The following is a 24,449-nucleotide window of genomic DNA, read 5'->3' as shown; positions in this document are numbered from 1 at the left end:
GGGCGCTTAGTCAGTGGTTGCACTGGTCACAGGGGCATTTGGGTGGTATCCGAATGCCCAACAGGTCTAACTCCGACAGGAGCCAATCCGTGAAAGACTTACTGAAGTTTCTGAAAGCTCAAACTAAGACCGAAGAGTTTGACGCGATCAAAATTGCTCTGGCCTCGCCAGACATGATCCGTTCTTGGTCTTTCGGCGAAGTTAAGAAGCCGGAAACCATTAACTACCGTACGTTCAAACCAGAACGTGACGGCCTTTTCTGCGCCCGTATCTTTGGGCCGGTAAAAGATTACGAATGCCTGTGCGGCAAGTACAAGCGTTTGAAACACCGCGGTGTTATCTGCGAAAAATGTGGTGTTGAAGTTACTCAGACTAAAGTACGTCGTGAGCGTATGGGCCATATCGAACTGGCTTCTCCGACTGCACATATCTGGTTCCTAAAATCACTGCCATCCCGTATCGGCTTGCTGTTAGACATGCCGCTGCGTGATATCGAACGCGTTCTGTATTTTGAGTCTTATGTCGTTGTTGAAGGCGGCATGACCAATCTGGAACGTCGTCAGATCCTGACTGAAGAGCAGTATCTGGACGCTCTGGAAGAGTTCGGTGACGAATTCGACGCGAAGATGGGTGCTGAAGCTATCCAAGGTCTGTTGAAAAACATGGATCTGGAAGCGGAATGCGAACAGCTGCGCGAAGAGTTGAACGAAACCAACTCCGAAACCAAACGTAAAAAGCTGACCAAGCGTATCAAGCTGCTGGAAGCGTTCGTTCAGTCTGGTAACAAACCAGAGTGGATGATCCTGACCGTTCTGCCGGTTCTGCCGCCAGATCTGCGCCCATTGGTACCGCTGGACGGCGGTCGTTTTGCGACTTCTGACCTGAACGATCTGTATCGTCGCGTCATTAACCGTAACAACCGTCTGAAACGTCTGCTGGATCTGGCTGCGCCGGACATTATCGTACGCAACGAAAAACGTATGCTTCAGGAAGCGGTTGACGCCCTGTTGGATAACGGTCGTCGCGGCCGTGCGATCACCGGTTCAAACAAACGTCCTCTGAAATCTTTGGCCGATATGATCAAAGGTAAGCAGGGTCGTTTCCGTCAGAACCTGTTGGGTAAACGTGTTGACTACTCCGGTCGTTCTGTAATCACCGTAGGTCCATACCTGCGTCTGCATCAGTGCGGTCTGCCTAAAAAAATGGCGTTAGAGCTGTTCAAGCCGTTCATCTACGGCAAGCTGGAATTGCGTGGTCTTGCTACCACCATTAAAGCTGCGAAGAAAATGGTTGAGCGTGAAGAAGCTGTCGTTTGGGATATCCTGGACGAAGTTATCCGCGAACACCCAGTGATGCTGAACCGTGCACCAACACTGCACCGTTTGGGTATCCAGGCATTTGAACCGTTACTGATCGAAGGTAAAGCTATTCAGCTTCACCCGCTGGTTTGTGCGGCATATAACGCCGACTTCGATGGTGACCAGATGGCTGTTCACGTACCGTTGACGCTGGAAGCCCAGCTGGAAGCGCGTGCGTTGATGATGTCTACCAACAACATCCTGTCACCTGCGAACGGCGAGCCAATCATCGTTCCTTCTCAGGACGTTGTATTGGGTCTGTATTACATGACTCGTGACTGTGTTAACGCTAAAGGCGAAGGCATGGTTCTGAGTGGCCCTAAAGAAGCAGAGCGTATTTATCGCGCTGGTCTGGCTTCTCTGCACGCTCGCGTTAAAGTGCGTATTACGCAAACCGAGAAAAATGCAGAAGGCGAGTGGGTAACAAGTACCGGTTTGATCGACACCACCGTTGGTCGTGCGATTCTGTGGATGATTGTGCCTCAGGGCCTGCCATACAGCATTGTTAACCAGCCGCTGGGTAAAAAAGCGATCTCCAAGATGCTGAACACCTGTTACCGCATCCTGGGCTTGAAACCGACCGTTATCTTTGCTGACCAAATCATGCACACCGGTTTTGCCTACGCTGCGCGTTCAGGTGCTTCCGTTGGTATCGATGATATGGTTATTCCAGAGAAAAAAGTGGAAATCATTTCTGAAGCCGAAGCAGAAGTTGCTGAGATTCAGGAACAGTTCCAGTCTGGTCTGGTTACAGCGGGCGAACGTTACAACAAAGTCATCGATATTTGGGCTGCGGCCAACGAACGTGTTGCTAAAGCGATGATGGAAAACCTGTCTACCGAGCTGGTTATTAACAGTAAGGGTGAAGAAGAGCGTCAGGTTTCCTTCAACAGTATCTTTATGATGGCCGACTCCGGTGCTCGTGGTTCTGCTGCGCAGATTCGTCAGCTGGCCGGTATGCGTGGTCTGATGGCTAAGCCAGATGGCTCCATCATCGAAACGCCAATCACCGCGAACTTCCGTGAAGGTCTGAACGTACTCCAGTACTTCATCTCTACTCACGGTGCTCGTAAAGGCTTGGCGGATACCGCACTGAAAACTGCGAACTCCGGTTACCTGACTCGTCGTCTGGTAGACGTAGCGCAAGACTTGGTCGTTATCGAAGATGACTGTGGTACCCACAACGGCATCGTGATGACTTCGGTTATCGAAGGTGGTGACGTTAAAGAGCCACTGCGCGATCGCGTATTGGGTCGTGTAACGGCTGAAGAAGTTCTGAAGCCAGGCACCGCAGATATTCTGGTTCCACGTAACACCCTGCTGAATGAAAAATGGTGTGATCTGTTAGAAGAACACTCCGTTGACATCATCAAGGTTCGTTCCGTTGTTAGCTGTGAAACCGACTTCGGTGTGTGTGCACACTGCTACGGTCGTGACTTGGCTCGTGGCCACATCATCAACAAGGGTGAGGCAATCGGGGTTATCGCGGCACAGTCCATCGGTGAACCTGGTACACAGCTGACGATGCGTACGTTCCACATCGGTGGTGCGGCATCTCGTGCGGCAGCAGAGTCCAGCATTCAGGTGAAAAACAAAGGTCATCTGAAACTGAACAACGCTAAGTTCGTTCTGAATAGCGATAAGAAGCTGGTTATTACCTCTCGTAATACCGAGCTGAAACTGATCGACGAATTCGGTCGTACTAAAGAAAGCTATAAAGTGCCTTACGGCTCTGTTATGGCTAAAGGCGATGGCGCTGAAGTCAACGGCGGCGAAACTGTAGCTAACTGGGACCCGCATACCATGCCGGTTGTTTCAGAAGTTAGCGGTTTCATCCGTTTCACTGACATCATCGATACTCAGACCATTACCCGCCAGACCGACGAACTGACCGGTTTGTCTTCTCTGGTTGTTCTGGATTCTGCAGAGCGTACCGGTAGCGGTAAAGATCTGCGTCCAGCACTGAAAATCGTTGACGCTAAAGGCGACGATGTATTGATCCCAGGCACCGATATGGCTGCTCAATACTTCCTGCCAGGTAAAGCGATCGTTCAGTTGGAAGATGGTACTCAGATCCATGCGGGTGACACCTTGGCACGTATTCCTCAGGAATCCGGCGGTACCAAGGATATTACCGGTGGTCTGCCACGCGTTGCTGACCTGTTCGAAGCACGTCGTCCGAAAGAACCTGCGATCTTGGCAGAAATTACGGGTGTCATTTCCTTCGGTAAAGAAACCAAAGGTAAACGTCGTCTGGTAATTACTCCGCTGGATGGTAGCGAACCGTACGAAGAGATGATTCCGAAATGGCGTCGGCTGAACGTGTTCGAAGGCGAACGTGTAGAACGTGGTGACGTGGTTTCCGATGGTCCAGAATCTCCGCATGACATTCTGCGTCTGCGTGGCGTTCATGCTGTGACTCGTTACATCACCAACGAAGTGCAGGACGTTTACCGTCTGCAAGGCGTTAAGATTAACGATAAACACATCGAAGTCATCGTGCGTCAGATGCTGCGTAAAGCAACCATCGATAGCGCTGGTAGCTCTGAGTTCCTGGAAGGCGAACAGGTTGAGTTCTCTCGCGTTAAAATCGCGAACCGTGAGTTGGAAGCGAACGGCAAGATTGCGGCAACATACAGCCGTGACCTGCTGGGTATCACCAAAGCTTCTCTGGCGACTGAGTCCTTCATCTCTGCGGCTTCGTTCCAGGAAACAACTCGCGTTCTGACTGAAGCTGCCGTTGCTGGTAAGCGTGATGAACTGCGCGGCCTGAAAGAAAACGTAATCGTGGGTCGTCTGATCCCAGCCGGTACTGGTTACGCTTATCATCAGGATCGTGCTCGCCGTAAAGCTCAGGGCGAAGCTCCTGTTGCTCCACAGGTGAGTGCGGAAGAAGCAACTGCTAACTTGGCAGAGCTGCTGAACGCAAGCATGCGTGGCGACGACGAGTAATCGTTGATTCGTGCCTAATAAAAACCGCTCTTCGGAGCGGTTTTTTTATGCCTGAAATTTAGAAAATATCTTTAGAAGAGGCAGGCAAACCGAGCTTCGGAGACTCGGCTTGCCTGTTTTGGTCAGCAGAGCTTAGAGGGATGAATGAGCTCTGACTAATGCTTAGGTTGCATCAGTAGATGCACTTTATGCCGTCTATTTTCTATTGCTACCCGATGTTTTTTAAACTGGAATACACGCTATTGATAAACGCCTTTTGTTACAGTCTTGCCTTTAAACCTGCGGCGTTCTTCCCAAATATCCGTCCCAATCTTTCCATACCGGCTGTAGCCCTGATGAAACGAGTGATGCTGCTACCTGCGCGGGCGTTCGTCCATCGTGTGGGGTGAACTGCTCAAGTTCTGGATGATTATCGGCATAGCCCCCGGGTTGGGTTTTTGAGAATGCGCTGACGTTGTTGATGGCCAATGGCACGACGTTATCCCTGAATTCAGGTGATTCGCGCGTGGAGAGGGAGAGCTCAATCTCGGGGGCAAAAATACGAAATGCACAAATGGTTTGCACCAGCTGTGCTTCATCCATAATTGATGCCGGTTCGATACCACCGGTGCAGGGGCGTAAGCGTGGGAACGAAATGGAGTATCGGCTCTGCCAATAAGTTTGCTGAAGCCACGTTAAATGCTCTGCAACCATAAAACAGTCGGTTCGCCAATTGTCTGATAACCCAATCAGTGCGCCTATGCCGATCTTGTCGATCCCCGCTTTGCCTAAACGATCGGGAGTTTCAAGTCGCCAAAAGAAATCCTGCTTATTTCCTTTTAAGTGATGTTGGGCATAGACCGAGGGATGATAGGTTTCTTGATAAACCATCACTCCGTCTAACCCTAGCGTTTTGAGCTCCGCGTATTCTTCCTGTGCTAACGGCTGAACTTCCATCATTAACGAACTGAAATGACGCCGGATTTTAGGTAAATGTTGGCGGAAATAATCCATCCCGACTTTTGCCTGATGCTCACCGGTGACTAACAAAAGACTGTCAAACCCCATTGCACGAATGGCTTCACATTCACGTTCTATCTCAATCTCATCCAGCGTTTTGCGCTTAAGGCGGTTGCTCATGGAGAAACCACAATAGGTGCAATCGTTAGCGCATAGATTTGAAAGATAAAGTGGAACGTAAAAGCCTACCGTGTTGCCGAAGCGCTGGCGCGTAAGCTGCTGTGCTTTGTGCGCCATGGGTTCGAGATAGCCAGCCGCCGCCGGTGAAAGCAGAGCCAACATATCTTCACGATCGGGGCGTGCAGCTATTAATGCACGTTCAACATCGGCACTAGTTTTGCCGTTGATTCTTAGCCCAATATCATCCCAATTCAGCTGCTGCCAGCGTTGTGTGAAGGTTTCCACAATCTAAACCTCCTGTTTCGAAGAGTGCAAAAATCCCGTCAGTGGGCTGGTGGCATTGGCTTGCTGGCTTGGAGAACCTAAACCGCTTTGATAGGCAATCCTGCCAGCCTCAACGGCGAGCCTAAAAGCTTTTGCCATCGCCACGGGGTCACGAGCAACAGCGATAGCAGTGTTAACCAAAACAGCGTCCGCGCCCAGTTCCATCGCCGCGCTGGCATGGCTAGGGGCGCCGATCCCAGCATCGACCACCACTGGCACCTTCGCTTGCTCAATAATGATTTGTAAAAACTCTCGGGTAATAATTCCCTGATTAGAGCCAATTGGTGCGCCAAGCGGCATGACGGCGGAACAGCCTACTTCTTCTAAACGTTTGCATAAAACAGGATCGGCGCCGCAATACGGTAGAACGACAAAACCTGCTTTCACTAATATTTCTGCCGCTTTGAGGGTTTCTATCGGATCTGGCAGCAGGTAGCGAACGTCGGGATGAATTTCAAGCTTCACCCAGTGAGTTCCCAGTGCCTCGCGAGCCAGTTTAGCTGCAAATACGGCCTCTTCGGCAGTTTTTGCTCCAGAAGTATTGGGTAGCAGGTTGGCATTAAGCTGACGCAGTGGAGCAAGAATGGCATCGTTGCCACTTTTAAGATCAACGCGTTTCATTGCCATGGTAATGAGCTGAGAGCCAGACTCATTCAGGGCCGCGAGCATTTTTGCCGCCGAAGAAAACTTTCCGGTTCCGGTGAAAAGGCGTGAAGAAAACGTTTTATCTGCAATCTGTAACATCTCAACCTCCAGCAATAGCTTGGAACACCACAACGTCATCTCCGTCGGCAAGCTGTTGTGTTGCCCAGAGCTCGCGAGGGAGAATCGTTTGATTAAGCGCCAGCGCGGTGCCTTGCTGGTGTCGGCCTAGTTGTGTCAGTAAATCCTCGACGCTGGTAGGAGTATCGAGCGTTATTTTTTCATCGTTGACGGTGATCTTCATACGCTATGTGCTCCGCATACTGGGCAGGCAGGAGCGCGTTTCAGGCTAAAAGTACGCCAGCTTTGCTGGCGTCCATCGAATAGCCGCAGTTTTCCGGCCAAAGCAGAAGGCATACCGGCGAGCATCTTGATAGCCTCTAGCGCTTGTAGCGTGCCGATCACACCAACCACCGGACCAAGTACGCCAGCATTACGGCAATTACGCTGAGGCTCTAGGTCATCTGGCCATAGGCATCGATAACAGCCCTGTGCAAACGGCGGTTCAATGACCATCAGTTGCCCGCCAAATCCCACGGCACTGCCGCTGATCAACGGTTTGTTTTGGGACACACAGGCGGAATTTATCGCCTGACGTGTGGGCATGTTGTCGCTACAGTCGAGAATTAAATCGACCTGTGCCACCGCTTCTCTAAGAGCATTACCGGCTAAGCGTTCAGATAGGGTGATGAACTCCACCTGAGGATTCAGATCCTGTAGGCGTTGCTTCGCCGTTTCTGCTTTGGATTGATCAAGATCGCGGGTGGTATATAGGATCTGACGCTGGAGATTGCTGATATGCAGACGATCGTCGTCGGCAAGTAGGATCTTACCAACGCCCGCGGCCGCCAAATACATCGCTGCTGGAGCGCCTAATCCACCCAATCCAACAATTAAAACGCTAGCAGCGCTGAGATTTTCCTGCCCCTGAGAGCCAATTTCTTCGAGCAGCAGCTGGCGGCTATAGCGCATAAAATCGTGATCGCTAAGCATCGTTGGCTCTCCGATTCTCTATGAGCTGTAGCAAAGTGTCGGTAGCGGCCAGCCAGTCCGGTGCCTGCGTAATGGCGCTTACTACGGCAATGCTGCCGACGCCACATTCCAGCACGGCGGGAACGCGATCGATACTGATCCCGCCGATGGCGACGGTGGAGTAATCGGGAATACGAGCAACCTGCCGCTTGAGATCGATAAGTCCCTGTGGCGCAGACGGCATCACCTTGGTTTGGGTGGGGAATATATGGCCTAATGCGATATATGAGGGGCGATAAGACAGAGCACGATCCATTTCCGCATCGTCATGTGTGGAAAGTCCTAGACGAAGCTGCGCGTTGCTGATCGCTTGAAGATCGGCGATATCCAGATCTTCTTGGCCTAGGTGGACGCCGTAAGCACGATGTTTAATGGCGAGCTGCCAATAATCATTAATAAATAAACGTGCCTGGTAGTGTCGGCCTAAGGCAATGGCGTGAGCGACATCAGATTCTACCACCTGTTCAGGTTGATCTTTGATTCGCAGTTGAATCGTCCTAACGCCTGCTTTGAGCAGGCGCTCAATCCATTTAACGCTATCGACGACGGGATAAAGCCCAAGGCGCTGTTCGGTCGCTGGGAAGGTTAATTGAGCCATTAGCTTTTCTCCGTTTGTAGGTTGCTGGTGGTGTGATAGATCTCGCCACCTTTTGCTCGAAAAGCTTCAGACATCTGTGCCATACCCACTTCAACCGGTTGAGCTAACTCTTCCTGTTTTGCGGCATAGTCACGCACTTCCTGAGAGATCTTCATTGAGCAGAATTTTGGCCCACACATGGAGCAAAAATGTGCCACTTTGCCCGATTCTTGCGGCAGCGTTTCGTCGTGATAGGTTCTTGCCGTATGGGGATCGAGCGCCAGATTGAACTGATCTTCCCAACGGAATTCAAAGCGGGCTTTTGACATGGCGTTATCGCGGATCTGAGCGCCCGGATGCCCTTTAGCAAGATCGGCGGCATGGGCTGCGATCTTGTAAGTGATAAGGCCTTGTTTGACGTCTTCTTTGTTGGGTAATCCCAAGTGCTCTTTGGGAGTGACATAGCAGAGCATGGCACAACCGAACCAGCCAATCATGGCGGCGCCGATCCCAGAAGTGAAATGGTCATAACCCGGAGCAATATCCGTTGTCAGTGGCCCCAATGTATAAAACGGTGCTTCGTGGCAGTGCTCTAGCTCTTCGGTCATGTTGCGGTGGATCATCTGCATTGGCACATGTCCTGGGCCTTCGATCATGACCTGAACATCATATTCCCACGCAATTTTGGTGAGTTCGCCGAGCGTATGGAGTTCTGCAAACTGAGCTTCATCGTTAGCATCTTGGATCGAGCCCGGACGCAGCCCATCACCCAATGAGAGCGCGACATCATAGGCCGCACAGATTTGGCAAATGTCACGGAAGCGCTCAAAAAGGAAGTTTTCTTTATGATGTGAAAGGCACCATTTGGCCATAATCGAACCGCCACGGGAGACGATCCCGGTGAGGCGTTTGGCCGTCATTGGAACGTAGCGTAACAGCACACCGGCGTGAATAGTAAAATAGTCAACGCCTTGCTCTGCCTGCTCTAGCAGCGTATCGCGGAAGATTTCCCAGTTGAGGTTTTCTGCAATTCCGTTCACTTTTTCCAATGCTTGATAGATCGGAACGGTGCCGATTGGCACTGGGCTGTTGCGTAAAATCCACTCTCGCGTTTCGTGAATATAGCGGCCAGTGGACAAATCCATAACGGTATCAGCGCCCCAACGAGTCGACCAAACCAGCTTTTCCACTTCTTCTTCAATCGAAGAGGTCACGGCGGAGTTACCGATATTCGCATTAACCTTCACCAAGAAATTACGCCCAATAATCATCGGCTCTGATTCGGGGTGATTGATATTGGAAGGGATAATGGCGCGTCCAGCGGCCACTTCACTGCGGACAAATTCGGCCGTGATATCTTTTGGCAGCAGCGCGCCAAAATTCTGCCCAGGATGTTGCTGACGCAGTACATCGCCGCGAATACGCTCGCGGCCCATGTTTTCACGGATAGCGATGAATTCCATTTCTGGCGTGATGATCCCCTGACGTGCGTAATGAAGCTGCGTTACACACTTGCCGGTTTTGGCGCGACGTGGCTGTGGCAGGTTGTCGAAGCGTAAATGATCGAGCCCGTCATCGGCTAAGCGCTGTTGGGTATAGGCGGAGCTCAGTTGATCCAGCAACTCGGTATCACCTCGCTCGGCAATCCATGGATGGCGCAGCGGCTTCAGGCCATTGCGCACGTCTAAATCGGCATCGGGATCGCCATAGGGGCCTGCGGTATCGTAAACCGGAATTGGCTCGTTGGGTTCATACTGTGGGTTATCTTTGCTGCCGCCAAGCAGCGTTGGACTAAGCTGGATCTCGCGCATCGGCACGCGAATGTCCTCACGCGAACTGGTGAGGTAGATGCGCTGAGAGTTAGGATAGGCTTCACCGCGTAGATGATCGATAAAGGCCTGAGCCTGTGCGCGTTGTTCACGACGAGAAAGTGGGGCTTGGGTGGTCTCTTTTTATTCATAGACATAGCAAATTCCTACCAGTGTTCTGGTTTAACAATGATTAAAAATCAAGTTGGAGAATTGCTTGTCTGGAGCTCGGAGGGAGTAATAGATAGCAGGCACCCCATCAGCGATAGATAAATGCTGGTGGGTGCAAAGGATTACTCTTGTTCCCTTCGCGGGTATTAACCCGATCAGGTTCCGCGGATCCCGAATTAACGGTCTCAGCCTGAAGTGGGAAAGGATCCCGCTCACTAGGCACTCCGACAAGAGTGCCCAGTGTAGGAGCGGGAGCACAAAACTGCAAGCTGTTAACTAAGCTGTAATGTCTATGCTACTTTCAGATGTTATGCAGGGCGCGCCAATGAATCATCATTATCCGCAGCGGGCGCATTGGCCTGCCAGATGTCATAGGCGATTTGAATCAGGTTGTCTTCTAAGGCAAAGCGGGCAGCTAGCGTTTCCCCAATGTGCGAAAGTGCGTCATGGAGAGCTAAACACTCTTCTTCGCTCAGTTCGTCATCGGTAAAGCGATCGTGGAACGCCATAATTAGCTTGGTATTATCGTGTAACGCAGGATAGATTTTTTTGTTACTGCCATGTGTGGACTGTCATCGCCGCCAACCAGCTCTACGATACGATCGTAAACATGGAAATGACCGGCGGAGAGATAATCAACCAGATTGTGGCAGAAGTTCTCCAGCGCTTTTTCATTGAGCGGGGTATGCTTTTCTTTATTTGGTTTAATACCAACCAGTGCACAATAGGCCACGAGTAGTTGCTTGCGGGCTTGCAACCATTGGTCGATTAATTCATTACTACCACCTACGCGTTGAGTCAGATGTTCGAGACGGTTGAGCATATATTCAACTCCATGAGGTAAATGTTACAAATTAGCAACAATCGAATGCCAGATTAGCAGAGGTTTAATGTCAAAGATATGGAACAACAGTTAAAAGATGATGACACCGGCTGGTGGGTGATTAGCCATGAAGGTAAGGTCTGGCTACCCCGTGGCGATCTGCCTTTTGGTTCTGCCCTGCAATGGCAACTCAGCACTAAATCGGCGCACCAAATTGGCGAGTGGGAAGGGCATCCCATGTGGTTGATAGAGGAAGCACGTCGGCAAGATATGGTGTCTGTTCGCCAACTGATTGACGTTGATCGCGGCCTTTTCCAGCTCGTTGGCCGTGGTGTACAACTGGCCGAGTTTTTCCGTTCGCATACGTTTTGCGGTTATTGCGGACATGAGATGTACTCCAGCCGTTCAGAGTGGGCAAGTATGTGCCCGAACTGCCGCCAGCGTTATTATCCGCAAATTGCGCCGTGCATTATCGTGGCTATCCGTCGTGGCGATGAAATCCTTTTGGCGCAGCATAAACGTCATCGGAACGGTATACATACCGTATTGGCAGGATTCGTTGAGGTGGGCGAAACGCTTGAGCAGGCCGCTGCGCGTGAAATTATGGAAGAGAGCCGCGTTCAAATTAAAAACCTGCGCTACGTTGCCTCCCAGCCATGGCCGTTCCCGCACTCACTGATGGTAGCCTTCATGGCTGATTATGCAGGCGGCGAACTTCAGCACGATCCAAAAGAGTTATTGAATGCGGGCTGGTATCGCTATGACAATCTACCTCAGCTGCCGCCAGCAGGCACTGTAGCGCGGCGTTTAATCGAAGATACCGTGGCACTTTGTCGAGAAGACACAGAAGGCGAATAACGCATGCTACAATGCGATGAGATTATTTAGGGAGCCAAAGGATGACTGAACTGAAGAACGACCGCTACCTGCGCGCACTATTGCGCCAGCCTGTAGACATAACACCGGTATGGATGATGCGTCAGGCCGGACGTTATTTGCCAGAATATAAAGCCACCCGTGCTCAGGCCGGTGATTTTATGTCTTTGTGCAAAAATGCTGAGTTAGCCTGTGAAGTCACACTTCAACCGCTGCGCCGTTATGCGCTAGATGCGGCAATTCTGTTTTCAGACATTTTGACTATTCCTGATGCGATGGGGCTTGGGCTCTATTTTGAAACGGGTGAAGGCCCTCGTTTCTCATCACCAATTACCTGTAAAGCCGATGTGGAAAAGCTGCCCGTTCCCGACCCTGAAGATGAACTGGGGTATGTGATGAATGCGGTACGCACCATCCGTAAAAATCTGGATGGACAGGTTCCTCTGATTGGCTTCTCTGGAAGTCCGTGGACGCTCGCGACCTATATGGTGGAAGGCGGTAGTAGCAAAGCTTTCACCAAAATTAAAAAGATGATGTATGCCGAGCCAGCCACGCTGCATCTGCTGCTGGATAAACTGGCCGATAGCGTGATTTTGTACCTCAATGCACAGATCCGCGCTGGCGCTCAGTCAGTCATGATTTTTGATACATGGGGTGGCGTGCTGACAGGCCGTGACTATCGCCTGTTCTCGCTGAACTACATGCATAAAATCGTTGATGGGCTGATCCGTGAAAATGACGGTCGTCGTGTTCCTGTGACGTTATTCACCAAAGGTGGTGGCCAGTGGCTGGAAGCTATGGCTGAAACCGGCTGTGATGCGCTAGGCTTGGATTGGAGCACGGACATCGCCGATGCTCGTCGCCGTGTAGGTGACAAAGTTGCGTTGCAAGGCAATATGGATCCTTCCATGCTGTATGCGCCTGCGGCTCGAATTGAGCAGGAAGTCTCGACTATCCTCGAAGGTTTCGGAGAGGGCACTGGGCACGTATTCAATCTTGGTCACGGTATCCATCAGGATGTACCACCAGAGAATGCAGGAACCTTTGTTGAGGCTGTCCATCGGCTTTCAGCTAAGTATCATCGATAGGACTTAAAGCATGGATATGCAGGCACTGCGCGAAGAGCAGATGGAAAAGGCGAGCCAGATTGTTCGTGTCGACGATCTCGGGTTTGAACAACCGACGCTTATCGCCGGTGCTGATGTGGGTTTTGAACAAGGGGGAGACGTCACGCGTGCGGCTATCGCGGTTTTACGTTATCCCTCTCTTGAGCTGGTGGAATACCAGATAGCACGTATCGAAACCCAAATGCCGTATATTCCTGGTTTTCTTTCGTTTCGTGAATATCCTGCGCTGCTCAAAGCGTGGGGTATGCTGCAACACCGGCCACAGCTGGTGGTGGTCGATGGGCAGGGAATTGCGCATCCGCGTCGCTTAGGCGTTGCCAGCCATTTTGGCTTGCTCGCAGATGTTCCCACTATCGGCGTTGCTAAAAGCCGCCTGTGCGGCCAGTTTGCCCCTTTAGATGACGCCGCAGGTGCCTTGCAGCCGCTGAATGACAAACAAGAGCAAATTGGTTGGGTTTGGCGTAGCAAAGCACGCTGTAACCCGCTGTTTATATCAACGGGGCATCGCGTCAGTTTGCCTACGGCTTTATCTTTTATTCAAAGCTGTATGCTGGGCTACCGCTTACCTGAACCAACGCGCTGGGCGGACGCTATCGCCTCTAATCGACCAGCTTTTCAACGCTGGTTACTCCAAGATTCTGATAATCGCGTGTAGATATAGGGATCTCTTGATTTTTCAGTTACACTGCGCCGGAATTATTTTTCAGAGACTTACTTTTCTCTAAGAGACTTAGCATGCTGCGTAACCCGATTCACAAACGGCTAGAAAAGCTGGAAAGCTGGCAACACCTTACGTTCATCGCCAGTTTGTGTGAACGTATGTACCCAAACTATCAGGCATTTTGCCTGCAAACCGGATTTGGCGATCCTATGGTTTACCGCCGAATTCTGGATCTGATTTGGGAAACATTGACGGTAAAAGACGCTAAAGTGAATTTCGACAACCAGTTAGAAAAACTGGAAGAGGCAATTCCGTCAGCTGACGACTATGATATTTACGGTGTTTACCCTGCGATTGACGCTTGTATTGCGTTGGGTGAAGCTGTGCACTCCCGTTTAAGCGGTGAGATGCTAGAACATGCGATTACGGTCAGTGAAACATCACTGCGTACCGTCGGCATGCTGGAAATGACTCAGGCCGGTCGTGAAATGACCGATGAAGAGTTGAAAGAATTACCGGCAATGCAAGATGAGTTAGACATCCAATGGGAGATTTTCCGCCTGCTCGTGGAATGCGAGGAGCGCGATTTAGAGCTCATCAAAGGATTAAGATCTGACCTGCGTGAGGCAGGTGTCAGTAATATCGGTGTAAATTTAGCGCAATAAGACGGCAAAACGTGATTTAACACCTGATTTGTCGTCCCTTAAGGCTTCACATTCGTACCCCGGTTGTTCTACATTTGGGGGGCGTAAAAAAAGTGGCTATCGGTGCGTGTATGCAGGAGAGTGCTGTCAATCGGCATATCCGTCGCACTCGATGCTTTGCAAACGATAAACACACTGTAAGGATAACTTATGAACAAGACTCAACTGATTGATGTAATCGCGGAAAAAGCTGACCTGTCTAAAACTCAGGCTAAGGCAGCTCTGGAATCTACTCTGGCAGCGATTACCGAGTCTCTGAAAGACGGTGATGCAGTACAATTGGTTGGTTTCGGTACTTTTAAGGTGAATCATCGTAACGAGCGCACTGGCCGCAACCCGCAGACTGGTATGGAAATCAAAATTGCAGCAGCAAACGTACCAGCGTTCGTTTCTGGTAAAGCTCTGAAAGACGCAGTTAAATAAGACCGCGTGATTCACAGCCTGTTTGTGAAAGAAGTAAACAGGGGGGCGTTGACGCCCCTTTTGTTCATCTGTAAGCCTGTGGCGGCATTACTGATCGCGGCAGGGCTTTCTGCGACGCTTTCTGGTTGCAGTACGCAAAACACGTCCCCTCGCTTTACGGCAACTGGCTATATTGCCGATCAAGGCATGATGCGCATTTGGCGTAAAGACGATCCTCAGCATCAGCCTCAGACCATTATGAGTGTCTATAGCCCTCTCGCAGGGAAAGGCACGGTAATCAGCTACTACGCCTATCAAGATGGCAAATTGAACCTAGTACGGCAAACCGTGCAGGGCAATGAGCAAAATGTTCTTGAGCTTCGTTTAGATGAGAAGGGCGAAATCAGCTTTATGCAGCGCCAGATTGGCAATCAGCGGCAGCTACTCACGTCTGACGACATAGCTCGCAGCCAATACCAGTCTCGCCATATGGTTGAAATATCAGAAGCACTGAGGGTCGGTAAAGTTCACCTTATCCAAGGCCGTTGGCAGAATGGTCAGTTCACGAGCTGCGCAGGGGAAACTCAATCTCTGAAGCTAGAAGCGCGGCAGCTGAATTGGATCGAAAGCCGAGCCGCACATTCGTCTCAGCCTCTCGGGATCGCATGGCTTGATGCGCCAGAAGGCCGCCAGTTATTGCTGGCCGCCAATGAAGATTTTTGCAGTTGGGAACCGACGGTAGATACGCTGTAAAGAAAACTGAGAACCACCGCAATGATCCTCGGTCTGGGGATTATTAACGACCGCGCCCGATAGCCCGATAGCCAATATCCTGACGATAGAAACTCTCTTTCCAGCCGACCTGTTTTGCGAGCTGATATGCATTTTTCTGTGCTTGCTCGATTCCATGTCCTAAAGCAGTGACGCACAATACGCGCCCGCCATGAGTTACCACATCGTTGCCCTGCATTTGGGTGCCAGCATGGAAAACTTTCTCGCCCTCTGCTGAAACCGACGGCAGGCCATGAATGACATCACCGGTACGATAATCTCCAGGATATCCGCCCGCAGCGATCACGACGCCTAGCGCGTCACGTTCATCCCACAGTGACTCTTTCTCGTTTAATTTACCTTCAGCACCGGCTAGGCAAAGCTCTACCAAGTCTGATTTCATGCGTAGCATGATAGGCTGAGTTTCAGGGTCGCCAAATCGACAGTTAAATTCGATAACTTTTGGCTCGCCTTGGGCTGAAATCATCAGGCCTGCGTAAAGAAAACCAGAGTACGGGTTACCCTCTTTCGCCATGCCGTGCACCGTTGGCCAGATCACCTCATCCATAACGCGCTGGTGGATTTCATCGGTGACCACCGGTGCCGGTGAATATGCACCCATGCCGCCGGTATTTGGCCCTGTGTCGCCATCGCCGACTCGTTTATGATCTTGGCTGGTTGCCATTGGTAGCACGTTCTTTCCGTCAACCATGACGATAAAGCTCGCTTCTTCGCCGTCGAGAAACTCTTCAACGACGATGCGATGGCCTGCGTCACCGAATGCGTTGCCAGCCAACATATCGTGAACTGCGGCTTCGGCTTCTTCGAGCGTCATCGCAACAATCACGCCTTTACCCGCGGCCAGACCGTCTGCCTTGATAACGATAGGAGCGCCTTGGCTACGGATATAGCTAATAGCGGGTTCGACGTCGGTAAAGTTACGGTACTGGGCTGTGGGAATACGATGACGAGCTAAGAAATCTTTGGTAAAGGCTTTTGAGCCTTCTAACTGAGCCGCTGCCTGTGATGGGCCGAAAATTTTCAGCCCTGCTGCTTGGAACGCATCCACGACGCCAATCACCAGCGGTGCTTCAGGGCCAACAATCGTTAGACCAATATCATGGCTTTGGGCAAATGCCAAAAGCGCGTTGATATCGGTTGCTGAGATATCGACGTTTTCTAGGGCTGGTTCCAGCGCAGTTCCCGCATTACCTGGGGCTACGTAGACTTTATCTGCTAACGGCGATTGAGCCGCTTTCCATGCTAGTGCGTGCTCACGGCCGCCGTTACCGATAATCAGGATATTCATGCGCTCACCTCAAAAGGTGCGCCCGCAGGCGCACGAAAAACAGAAGAGATTAATAAAGATAAAAAAGATTAATGACGGAAATGACGCATATCCGTGAAGATCATGGCGATCCCGTGCTCATTCGCAGCGGCGATGACTTCATCATCACGAATGGAACCCCCTGGCTGAATAACGCAGGTGATGCCGACGGATGCAGCAGCATCAATACCGTCGCGGAATGGGAAGAACGCATCTGATGCCATCACGGAACCCGCTACTTCTAATCCTTCATCAGCGGCTTTGATTCCGGCGATTTTAGCAGAGTACACACGGCTCATTTGGCCAGCACCAATGCCGATGGTCATTTTGTCTTGGGCATAAACGATAGCGTTGGATTTCACAAACTTGGCCACTTTCCAGCAGAACAGGGCATCACGCATTTCCTGTTCGGTTGGTTGGCGAGTGGTGACGACGCGCAGGTCAGATTCTTTGACCATGCCTAAATCGCGGTCCTGAACCAGTAAGCCGCCGTTAACACGTTTGAAATCCAATCCATTTTGGCGAGCATTCCATTCGCCACAGGCTAAGACACGCACGTTTTGTTTGGCTGCCAGCAGCTCAAGCGCAGGTTCGCTGATGTGTGGGGCAATGATGACTTCGACAAACTGACGACTAATAATCGCCTGAGCGGTTTCGGCGTCGAGCTCACGGTTAAAGGCAATGATGCCGCCAAAAGCAGAGGTTGGGTCAGTTTTATAAGCGCGCTCGTAGGCATCTAAAATAGAACCACCAACGGCAACGCCACACGGGTTAGCGTGCTTCACGATTACACAAGCAGGTTCACTAAACTCTTTCACACACTCCAACGCTGCATCGGTATCAGCAATGTTGTTGTAAGAAAGCGCTTTGCCCTGAAGCTGATTGGCGGTAGCAACAGAGGCTTCACTCACATTCTCTTCTATATAGAAGGCAGCATCCTGATGGCTGTTTTCTCCGTAACGCATATCTTGTTTCTTTATATAGCTAAGATTCAGCGTGCGAGGGAAGCGGCCAGAAGGTTCTTCGGTATTGCCATAATAAGGAGGAACCATCGTTCCAAAGTAATTCGCGATCATGCCATCGTAGGCAGCTGTGTGCTCGAATGCCTTAATGGCTAAATCGAAACGCGTCGCGTGGGTTAAAGAACCCTCATTGCTATCCATCTCATTAATGATGGCATCGAAGTCACTATTGTTCACCACAATCGCAACGTCTTTATGATTCTTGGCTGCCGAGCGCACCATGGTTGGTCCACCGATATCGATATTCTCAACGGCGTCGGCTAAAGAGCAATCTGGGCGAGCTACGGTTTGAGCGAAGGGATAAAGATTCACAACAACCATATCGATAGGCTTAATATCGTGGTGAGACATAATGTCATCGTCTTGGCCGCGACGACCAAGAATTCCGCCATGCACCTTAGGATGCAAAGTCTTCACTCGCCCATCCATCATTTCGGGGAATCCGGTGTAATCAGAAACCTCGGTCACGGGTAAACCTGCTTCCGCTAACAGGCGGGCAGTGCCGCCGGTTGAAAGCAGCTCAACGCCACGCGAACTGAGCGCCTGAGCAAACTCAACAATACCGGCTTTATCAGATACGCTGAGTAGCGCACGGCGAATCGGACGGTAAGCGGAAGCTGAGCTCGTGTTTTGTGAACTGGAATGCATGGTAGTTATATCCCTCGGCTATGGAATCGCAATATAAAGAGCGTTATGTGAATACGGTATGCCCGTTTTATTCAAATAACGCCCCTTCGTTGGAAGAGGTCGAAAGATTTTAGCGCATCCAGATTGTAACGAAAACGTTTGCGTGATGCTCGTCAAATTTATCATCAATATCGTTCTGTGGATAAGTTTGTGCACAAAAGGGTATAAGGCGGGGTTTTGCTGTGGAATGCAGCAAACGATCAATTTAATGGAAATTAAGGGTTGTCAGCCCGCGAGAACTCCCTATAATGCGCCTCCATCGACACGGAACATGTGAATCACTTCACACCGTATCGGCGGTTTCGATAAGAAATCGCAAGAGAAAAAATCCTGAAATTTAGGGTTGACTCTGAAAGAGGAAAGCGTATTATACGCCACCTCGAGTTAGCAAGCTTAGTCTCCTAACTCACTGCTCTTTAACAATTTATCAGACAATCTGTGTGGGCACTCACAAGACAATATCTAACGTCCTCGGACGATAAAATATTAAAGTCTTGAAGAGTGACCAAGCAGTAATTCATTTAGTTGAATTATTACGAAAGTTAATTTTCGAGCATCGCTTAACTTGTTTAAGCAAATCAAGCTTTTAATTGAAGAGTTTGATCATGGCTCAGATTGAACGCTGGCGGCAGGCCTAACACATGCAAGTCGAGCGGTAGCACAAGAGAGCTTGCTCTCTGGGTGACGAGCGGCGGACGGGTGAGTAATGTCTGGGAAACTGCCTGATGGAGGGGGATAACTACTGGAAACGGTAGCTAATACCGCATGACGTCTTCGGACCAAAGTGGGGGACCTTCGGGCCTCACGCCATCAGATGTGCCCAGATGGGATTAGCTAGTAGGTGGGGTAATGGCTCACCTAGGCGACGATCTCTAGCTGGTCTGAGAGGATGACCAGCCACACTGGAACTGAGACACGGTCCAGACTCCTACGGGAGGCAGCAGTGGGGAATATTGCACAATGGGCGCAAGCCTGATGCAGCCATGCCGCGTGTATGAAGAAGGCCTTCGGGTTGTAAAGTACTTTCAGCGAGGAGGAAGGCATTGTGGTTAATAACCGCAGTGATTGACGTTACTCGCAGAAGAAGCACCGGCTAACTCCGTGCCAGCAGCCGCGGTAATACGGAGGGTGCAAGCGTTAATCGGAATTACTGGGCGTAAAGCGCACGCAGGCGGTTGATTAAGTCAGATGTGAAATCCCCGAGCTTAACTTGGGAACTGCATTTGAAACTGGTCAGCTAGAGTCTTGTAGAGGGGGGTAGAATTCCAGGTGTAGCGGTGAAATGCGTAGAGATCTGGAGGAATACCGGTGGCGAAGGCGGCCCCCTGGACAAAGACTGACGCTCAGGTGCGAAAGCGTGGGGAGCAAACAGGATTAGATACCCTGGTAGTCCACGCTGTAAACGATGTCGACTTGGAGGTTGTGCCCTTGAGGCGTGGCTTCCGGAGCTAACGCGTTAAGTCGACCGCCTGGGGAGTACGGCCGCAAGGTTAAAACTCAAATGAATTGACGGGGGCCCGCACAAGCGGTGGAGCATGTGGTTTAATTCGATGCAACGCGAAGAACCTTACCTACTCTTGACATCCAGAGAATTTAGCAGAGATGCTTTAGTGCCTTCGGGAACTCTGAGACAGGTGCTGCATGGCTGTCGTCAGCTCGTGTTGTGAAATGTTGGGTTAAGTCCCGCAACGAGCGCAACCCTTATCCTTTGTTGCCAGCACGTAATGGTGGGAACTCAAAGGAGACTGCCGGTGATAAACCGGAGGAAGGTGGGGATGACGTCAAGTCATCATGGCCCTTACGAGTAGGGCTACACACGTGCTACAATGGCATATACAAAGAGAAGCGAACTCGCGAGAGCAAGCGGACCTCATAAAGTATGTCGTAGTCCGGATTGGAGTCTGCAACTCGACTCCATGAAGTCGGAATCGCTAGTAATCGTAGATCAGAATGCTACGGTGAATACGTTCCCGGGCCTTGTACACACCGCCCGTCACACCATGGGAGTGGGTTGCAAAAGAAGTAGGTAGCTTAACCTTCGGGAGGGCGCTTACCACTTTGTGATTCATGACTGGGGTGAAGTCGTAACAAGGTAACCGTAGGGGAACCTGCGGTTGGATCACCTCCTTACCTAAAGATAGCGTTAAGTGCAGTGTCCACACAGATTGTCTGATGAAATTAATGAGCAAGAGCACCTGTTGATGTTGTGAGTTTTAAGACTCATGCTGATACGAAACGAGAAAGTGAAAGCTTTGTCGGTATTTTCGTGTCCCCATCGTCTAGAGGCCTAGGACACTGCCCTTTCACGGCTGTAACAGGGGTTCGAATCCCCTTGGGGACGCCATTCCGATAATGAGTGAAAGACATTATCACCCGTTCTGATGAACGAAAAATCTTAAAGATGATTCTAACGAGTCGTGTTTAAGATATTGCTCTTTAACAATCTGGAACAAGCTGAAATTTGAAAGCTTAAGCAACTGTGAGAATGACTTCGGTCAAACACTGACACAGTTAGCATTAAGCAGTCTCTCAATTTTTTGCAATCTTGAATGCTGTCTTGAACCGGTTCGTAACCGTGTTCATTAAGAGACACCTTCGGGTTGTGAGGTTAAGTGACTAAGCGTACACGGTGGATGCCTAGGCAGTCAGAGGCGATGAAGGACGTGCTAATCTGCGATAAGCGTCGGTAAGCTGATATGAAGCGTTATAGCCGACGATTTCCGAATGGGGAAACCCAGTGCAATTCGTTGCACTATCGTTAAGTGAATACATAGCTTAACGAAGTGAACCAGGGGAACTGAAACATCTAAGTACCCTGAGGAAAAGAAATCAACCGAGATTCCCCTAGTAGCGGCGAGCGAACGGGGAACAGCCCAGAACCTTAATCAGCGTATGTGTCAGAGGAACGGTCTGGAAAGTCCGGCGATACAGGGTGATAGCCCCGTACTTGAAAATGCATATGTTGTGAGTTCGATGAGTAGGGCGGGACACGTGACATCCTGTCTGAATATGGGGGGACCATCCTCCAAGGCTAAATACTCCTGACTGACCGATAGTGAACCAGTACCGTGAGGGAAAGGCGAAAAGAACCCCGGCGAGGGGAGTGAAATAGAACCTGAAACCGTGTACGTACAAGCAGTGGGAGCCTCTTTTATGGGGTGACTGCGTACCTTTTGTATAATGGGTCAGCGACTTATATTTTGTAGCAAGGTTAACCGAATAGGGGAGCCGTAGGGAAACCGAGTCTTAACTGGGCGTCAAGTTGCAAGGTATAGACCCGAAACCCGGTGATCTAGCCATGGGCAGGTTGAAGGTTGGGTAACACTAACTGGAGGACCGAACCGACTAATGTTGAAAAATTAGCGGATGACTTGTGGCTGGGGGTGAAAGGCCAATCAAACCGGGAGATAGCTGGTTCTCCCCGAAAGCTATTTAGGTAGCGCCTCGTGAACTCATCTTCGGGGGTAGAGCACTGTTTCGACTAGGGGGTCATCCTGACTTACCAACTCGATGCAAACTACGAATACCGAAGAATGTTATCACGGGAGACACACGGCGGGTGCTAACGTCCGTCGTGAAGAGGGAAACAACCCAGACCGCCAGCTAAGGTCCCAAAGTCATAGTTAAGTGGGAAACGATGTGGGAAGGCATAGACAGCCAGGATGTTGGCTTAGAAGCAGCCATCATTTAAAGAAAGCGTAATAGCTCACTGGTCGAGTCGGCCTGCGCGGAAGATGTAACGGGGCTAAACTATGCACCGAAGCTGCGGCAGCGACACTTAGGTGTTGTTGGGTAGGGGAGCGTTCTGTAAGCCGTTGAAGGTGGCCTGTGAGGGTTGCTGGAGGTATCAGAAGTGCGAATGCTGACATAAGTAACGATAAAGCGGGTGAAAAACCCGCTCGCCGGAAGACCAAGGGTTCCTGTCCAACGTTAATCGGGGCAGGGTGAGTCGACCCCTAAGGCGAGGCCGAAAGGCGTAGTCGATGGGAAACAGGTTAATATTCCTGTACTCGGTGTTACTGCGAAGGGGGGACGGAGAAGGCTAGGCTATCCGGGCGACGGTTGTCCCGGTTTAAGCGTGTAGGGGGAAAGCGTTGGTAAATCCGCGCTTTTATTAACCCTGAGGCGTGATGACGAGTCACTACGGTGATGAAGTAGTTGATGCCAAGCTTCCAGGAAAAGCCTCTAAGCTCTAGGTAACATTGAATCGTACCCCAAACCGACACAGGTGGTCAGGTAGAGAATACCAAGGCGCTTGAGAGAACTCGGGTGAAGGAACTAGGCAAAATGGTGCCGTAACTTCGGGAGAAGGCACGCTGGCGCGTAGGTGAAGTCCCTTGCGGATGGAGCTGAAGCCAGTCGAAGATACCAGCTGGCTGCAACTGTTTAATAAAAACACAGCACTGTGCAAACACGAAAGTGGACGTATACGGTGTGACGCCTGCCCGGTGCTGGAAGGTTAATTGATGGGGTCAGCCGCAAGGCGAAGCTCTTGATCGAAGCCCCAGTAAACGGCGGCCGTAACTATAACGGTCCTAAGGTAGCGAAATTCCTTGTCGGGTAAGTTCCGACCTGCACGAATGGCGTAATGATGGCCAGGCTGTCTCCACCCGAGACTCAGTGAAATTGAACTCGCTGTGAAGATGCAGTGTACCCGCGGCAAGACGGAAAGACCCCGTGAACCTTTACTATAGCTTGACACTGAACATTGAGCCTTGATGTGTAGGATAGGTGGGAGGCTTTGAAGTGTGGACGCCAGTCTGCATGGAGCCAACCTTGAAATACCACCCTTTAATGTTTGATGTTCTAACTCCGGTCCCTAATCGGGATTGAGGACAGTGTCTGGTGGGTAGTTTGACTGGGGCGGTCTCCTCCTAAAGAGTAACGGAGGAGCACGAAGGTTAGCTAATCACGGTCGGACATCGTGAGGTTAGTGCAATGGCATAAGCTAGCTTGACTGCGAGAGTGACGGCTCGAGCAGGTACGAAAGTAGGTCATAGTGATCCGGTGGTTCTGAATGGAAGGGCCATCGCTCAACGGATAAAAGGTACTCCGGGGATAACAGGCTGATACCGCCCAAGAGTTCATATCGACGGCGGTGTTTGGCACCTCGATGTCGGCTCATCACATCCTGGGGCTGAAGTAGGTCCCAAGGGTATGGCTGTTCGCCATTTAAAGTGGTACGCGAGCTGGGTTTAGAACGTCGTGAGACAGTTCGGTCCCTATCTGCCGTGGGCGTTGGAAGATTGAGAGGGGCTGCTCCTAGTACGAGAGGACCGGAGTGGACGCATCACTGGTGTTCGGGTTGTCATGCCAATGGCATTGCCCGGTAGCTAAATGCGGAAAAGATAAGCGCTGAAAGCATCTAAGCGCGAAACTTGCCTCGAGATGAGTCTTCCCTGAGACCTTGAGTCTCCTAAAGGAACGTTTAAGACTAAGACGTTGATAGGCTGGGTGTGTAAGCGTAGCGATACGTTGAGCTAACCAGTACTAATGATCCGTGAGGCTTAACCTTACAACACCCAAGGTGTTTTAAGACGCAGAGACGCGAAACTCAAAGAGTAGGCTTGTTGAACAGATTGGATTGACTGGTGAGCTGTAGAGATACGGAGCACGGGTTAATTAACAGAATATGCCTGGCGGCGATAGCGCGGTGGTCCCACCTGACCCCATGCCGAACTCAGAAGTGAAACGCCGTAGCGCCGATGGTAGTGTGGGGTCTCCCCATGCGAGAGTAGGGAACTGCCAGGCTCCAAATTAGTTGTGCTGATATGGCTCAGTTGGTAGAGCGCACCCTTGGTAAGGGTGAGGTCCCCAGTTCGACTCTGGGTATCAGCACCACTCTAATTAGTGGTTAATGTTCGGCTTAAAAAGAATTTGTCTGGCGGCAACAGCGCGGTGGTCCCACCTGACCCCATGCCGAACTCAGAAGTGAAACGCCGTAGCGCCGATGGTAGTGTGGGGTCTCCCCATGCGAGAGTAGGGAACTGCCAGACTTTAAATAAA

15 protein-coding genes, 2 tRNA genes, 4 rRNA genes, 1 pseudogene and 1 riboswitch are annotated in these 24,449 nt (G+C 50.8%); of the genes and pseudogenes, 13 read left to right on the top strand and 9 right to left on the bottom strand.

Going from position 1 to position 24,449, the window contains the following annotated elements; genetic code table 11:
- Nucleotides 1-89 precede the first annotated feature (89 nt).
- Nucleotides 90-4,310, top strand: coding sequence for a DNA-directed RNA polymerase subunit beta' (rpoC, locus tag DSM2777_RS01740; RefSeq protein ID WP_061553023.1), 4,221 nt, complete (start codon nt 90-92; stop codon nt 4,308-4,310).
- A 273-nt stretch (nt 4,311-4,583) separates the two neighbouring features.
- On the opposite strand, the gene thiH is transcribed toward rpoC, so the two are convergent.
- The 7 genes and pseudogenes from thiH to rsd form a co-directional block, all read right to left on the bottom strand.
- Nucleotides 4,584-5,714, bottom strand: coding sequence for a 2-iminoacetate synthase ThiH (thiH, locus tag DSM2777_RS01735; protein ID WP_061553022.1), 1,131 nt, complete (start codon nt 5,712-5,714; stop codon nt 4,584-4,586).
- A gap of 3 nt (nt 5,715-5,717) precedes the next feature.
- Nucleotides 5,718-6,497 (bottom strand): thiazole synthase, encoded by a 780-nt coding sequence (locus DSM2777_RS01730; RefSeq protein WP_061553021.1) that lies wholly within the window; start codon nt 6,495-6,497, stop codon nt 5,718-5,720.
- A 1-nt stretch (nt 6,498) separates the two neighbouring features.
- Entirely contained in the window at nt 6,499-6,699 is a 201-nt protein-coding gene (gene thiS / locus DSM2777_RS01725; RefSeq protein ID WP_061553020.1) for a sulfur carrier protein ThiS, read from the bottom strand.
- Nucleotides 6,696-7,448 carry a HesA/MoeB/ThiF family protein gene (locus tag DSM2777_RS01720; RefSeq protein ID WP_061553019.1) on the bottom strand — a complete coding sequence of 251 codons (753 nt, stop codon included), beginning with the start codon at nt 7,446-7,448 and terminating at the stop codon, nt 6,696-6,698. Before DSM2777_RS01720 ends, thiS begins: the two co-directional genes overlap by 4 nt.
- Complete coding sequence (gene thiE, locus DSM2777_RS01715) at nt 7,441-8,085, bottom strand: thiamine phosphate synthase (RefSeq protein WP_061553018.1); 645 nt, start codon at nt 8,083-8,085, stop codon at nt 7,441-7,443. Before thiE ends, DSM2777_RS01720 begins: the two co-directional genes overlap by 8 nt.
- Nucleotides 8,085-9,956, bottom strand: coding sequence for a phosphomethylpyrimidine synthase ThiC (gene thiC, locus DSM2777_RS01710; RefSeq protein ID WP_061553017.1), 1,872 nt, complete (start codon nt 9,954-9,956; stop codon nt 8,085-8,087). The genes thiE and thiC overlap by 1 nt, the downstream gene beginning before the upstream one ends.
- A 202-nt stretch (nt 9,957-10,158) precedes the next feature.
- Nucleotides 10,159-10,280, bottom strand: a riboswitch (TPP riboswitch).
- 71 nt (nt 10,281-10,351) lie between these two features.
- A pseudogene (rsd, locus tag DSM2777_RS01705) lies at nt 10,352-10,866 on the bottom strand (sigma D regulator).
- 78 nt (nt 10,867-10,944) lie between these two features.
- On the opposite strand from rsd, the gene nudC reads away from it, so the two are divergent.
- The 6 genes from nudC to DSM2777_RS01675 all read left to right on the top strand — a co-directional run bounded on the left by nudC (nt 10,945) and on the right by DSM2777_RS01675 (nt 15,389).
- Nucleotides 10,945-11,724: an NAD(+) diphosphatase gene (nudC, locus tag DSM2777_RS01700; RefSeq protein WP_025802805.1), complete on the top strand. Its 780-nt coding sequence runs from the start codon at nt 10,945-10,947 to the stop codon at nt 11,722-11,724.
- Nucleotides 11,725-11,765: 41 nt separating this feature from the next.
- Nucleotides 11,766-12,830, top strand: a complete 1,065-nt coding sequence (hemE, locus tag DSM2777_RS01695; protein ID WP_046460064.1) for a uroporphyrinogen decarboxylase — start codon at nt 11,766-11,768, stop codon at nt 12,828-12,830.
- Nucleotides 12,831-12,840: 10 nt separating this feature from the next.
- On the top strand, nt 12,841-13,524 hold the full coding sequence (gene nfi / locus DSM2777_RS01690) for a deoxyribonuclease V (protein WP_061553016.1): 684 nt from the start codon (nt 12,841-12,843) through the stop codon (nt 13,522-13,524).
- Nucleotides 13,525-13,604: 80 nt separating this feature from the next.
- Entirely contained in the window at nt 13,605-14,195 is a 591-nt protein-coding gene (locus tag DSM2777_RS01685) for a YjaG family protein (RefSeq protein ID WP_004089424.1), read from the top strand.
- A gap of 189 nt (nt 14,196-14,384) precedes the next feature.
- Nucleotides 14,385-14,657, top strand: a complete 273-nt coding sequence (hupA, locus tag DSM2777_RS01680) for a nucleoid-associated protein HU-alpha (protein ID WP_025802812.1) — start codon at nt 14,385-14,387, stop codon at nt 14,655-14,657.
- Between the two features lie 78 nt (nt 14,658-14,735).
- Nucleotides 14,736-15,389 carry a DUF1481 domain-containing protein gene (locus DSM2777_RS01675; RefSeq protein WP_237087813.1) on the top strand — a complete coding sequence of 218 codons (654 nt, stop codon included), beginning with the start codon at nt 14,736-14,738 and terminating at the stop codon, nt 15,387-15,389.
- 43 nt (nt 15,390-15,432) lie between these two features.
- On the opposite strand, the gene purD is transcribed toward DSM2777_RS01675, so the two are convergent.
- Both purD and purH read right to left on the bottom strand, forming a co-directional pair.
- On the bottom strand, nt 15,433-16,716 hold the full coding sequence (gene purD, locus DSM2777_RS01670) for a phosphoribosylamine--glycine ligase (protein WP_043490386.1): 1,284 nt from the start codon (nt 16,714-16,716) through the stop codon (nt 15,433-15,435).
- Nucleotides 16,717-16,784: 68 nt separating this feature from the next.
- Nucleotides 16,785-18,404 carry a bifunctional phosphoribosylaminoimidazolecarboxamide formyltransferase/IMP cyclohydrolase gene (gene purH, locus DSM2777_RS01665; protein ID WP_061553014.1) on the bottom strand — a complete coding sequence of 540 codons (1,620 nt, stop codon included), beginning with the start codon at nt 18,402-18,404 and terminating at the stop codon, nt 16,785-16,787.
- A gap of 626 nt (nt 18,405-19,030) precedes the next feature.
- On the opposite strand from purH, the gene DSM2777_RS01660 reads away from it, so the two are divergent.
- The 6 genes from DSM2777_RS01660 (at nt 19,031) to rrf (DSM2777_RS01635) (ending at nt 24,439) form a co-directional block, all read left to right on the top strand.
- Nucleotides 19,031-20,573: ribosomal RNA gene (locus DSM2777_RS01660) — 16S ribosomal RNA — on the top strand.
- A gap of 138 nt (nt 20,574-20,711) precedes the next feature.
- A tRNA-Glu gene (locus DSM2777_RS01655) sits at nt 20,712-20,787 on the top strand.
- 262 nt (nt 20,788-21,049) lie between these two features.
- Nucleotides 21,050-23,958 (top strand): 23S ribosomal RNA (locus tag DSM2777_RS01650).
- Nucleotides 23,959-24,078: 120 nt separating this feature from the next.
- Nucleotides 24,079-24,194 (top strand): 5S ribosomal RNA (gene rrf / locus DSM2777_RS01645).
- Nucleotides 24,195-24,208: 14 nt separating this feature from the next.
- Nucleotides 24,209-24,284, top strand: a tRNA-Thr gene (locus tag DSM2777_RS01640).
- A gap of 39 nt (nt 24,285-24,323) precedes the next feature.
- Nucleotides 24,324-24,439 (top strand): 5S ribosomal RNA (gene rrf, locus DSM2777_RS01635).
- Together the 16S, 23S and 5S rRNA genes with 2 tRNA genes alongside form the textbook arrangement of a ribosomal RNA operon.
- Nucleotides 24,440-24,449: the final 10 nt, after the last annotated feature.

This window comes from Obesumbacterium proteus (assembly GCF_001586165.1).
GTDB lineage: Bacteria > Pseudomonadota > Gammaproteobacteria > Enterobacterales > Enterobacteriaceae > Hafnia > Hafnia protea.
The sequence above is the reverse complement of the archived record's forward strand: the minus strand, read 5'-3'. Positions and strand labels throughout refer to the sequence as shown.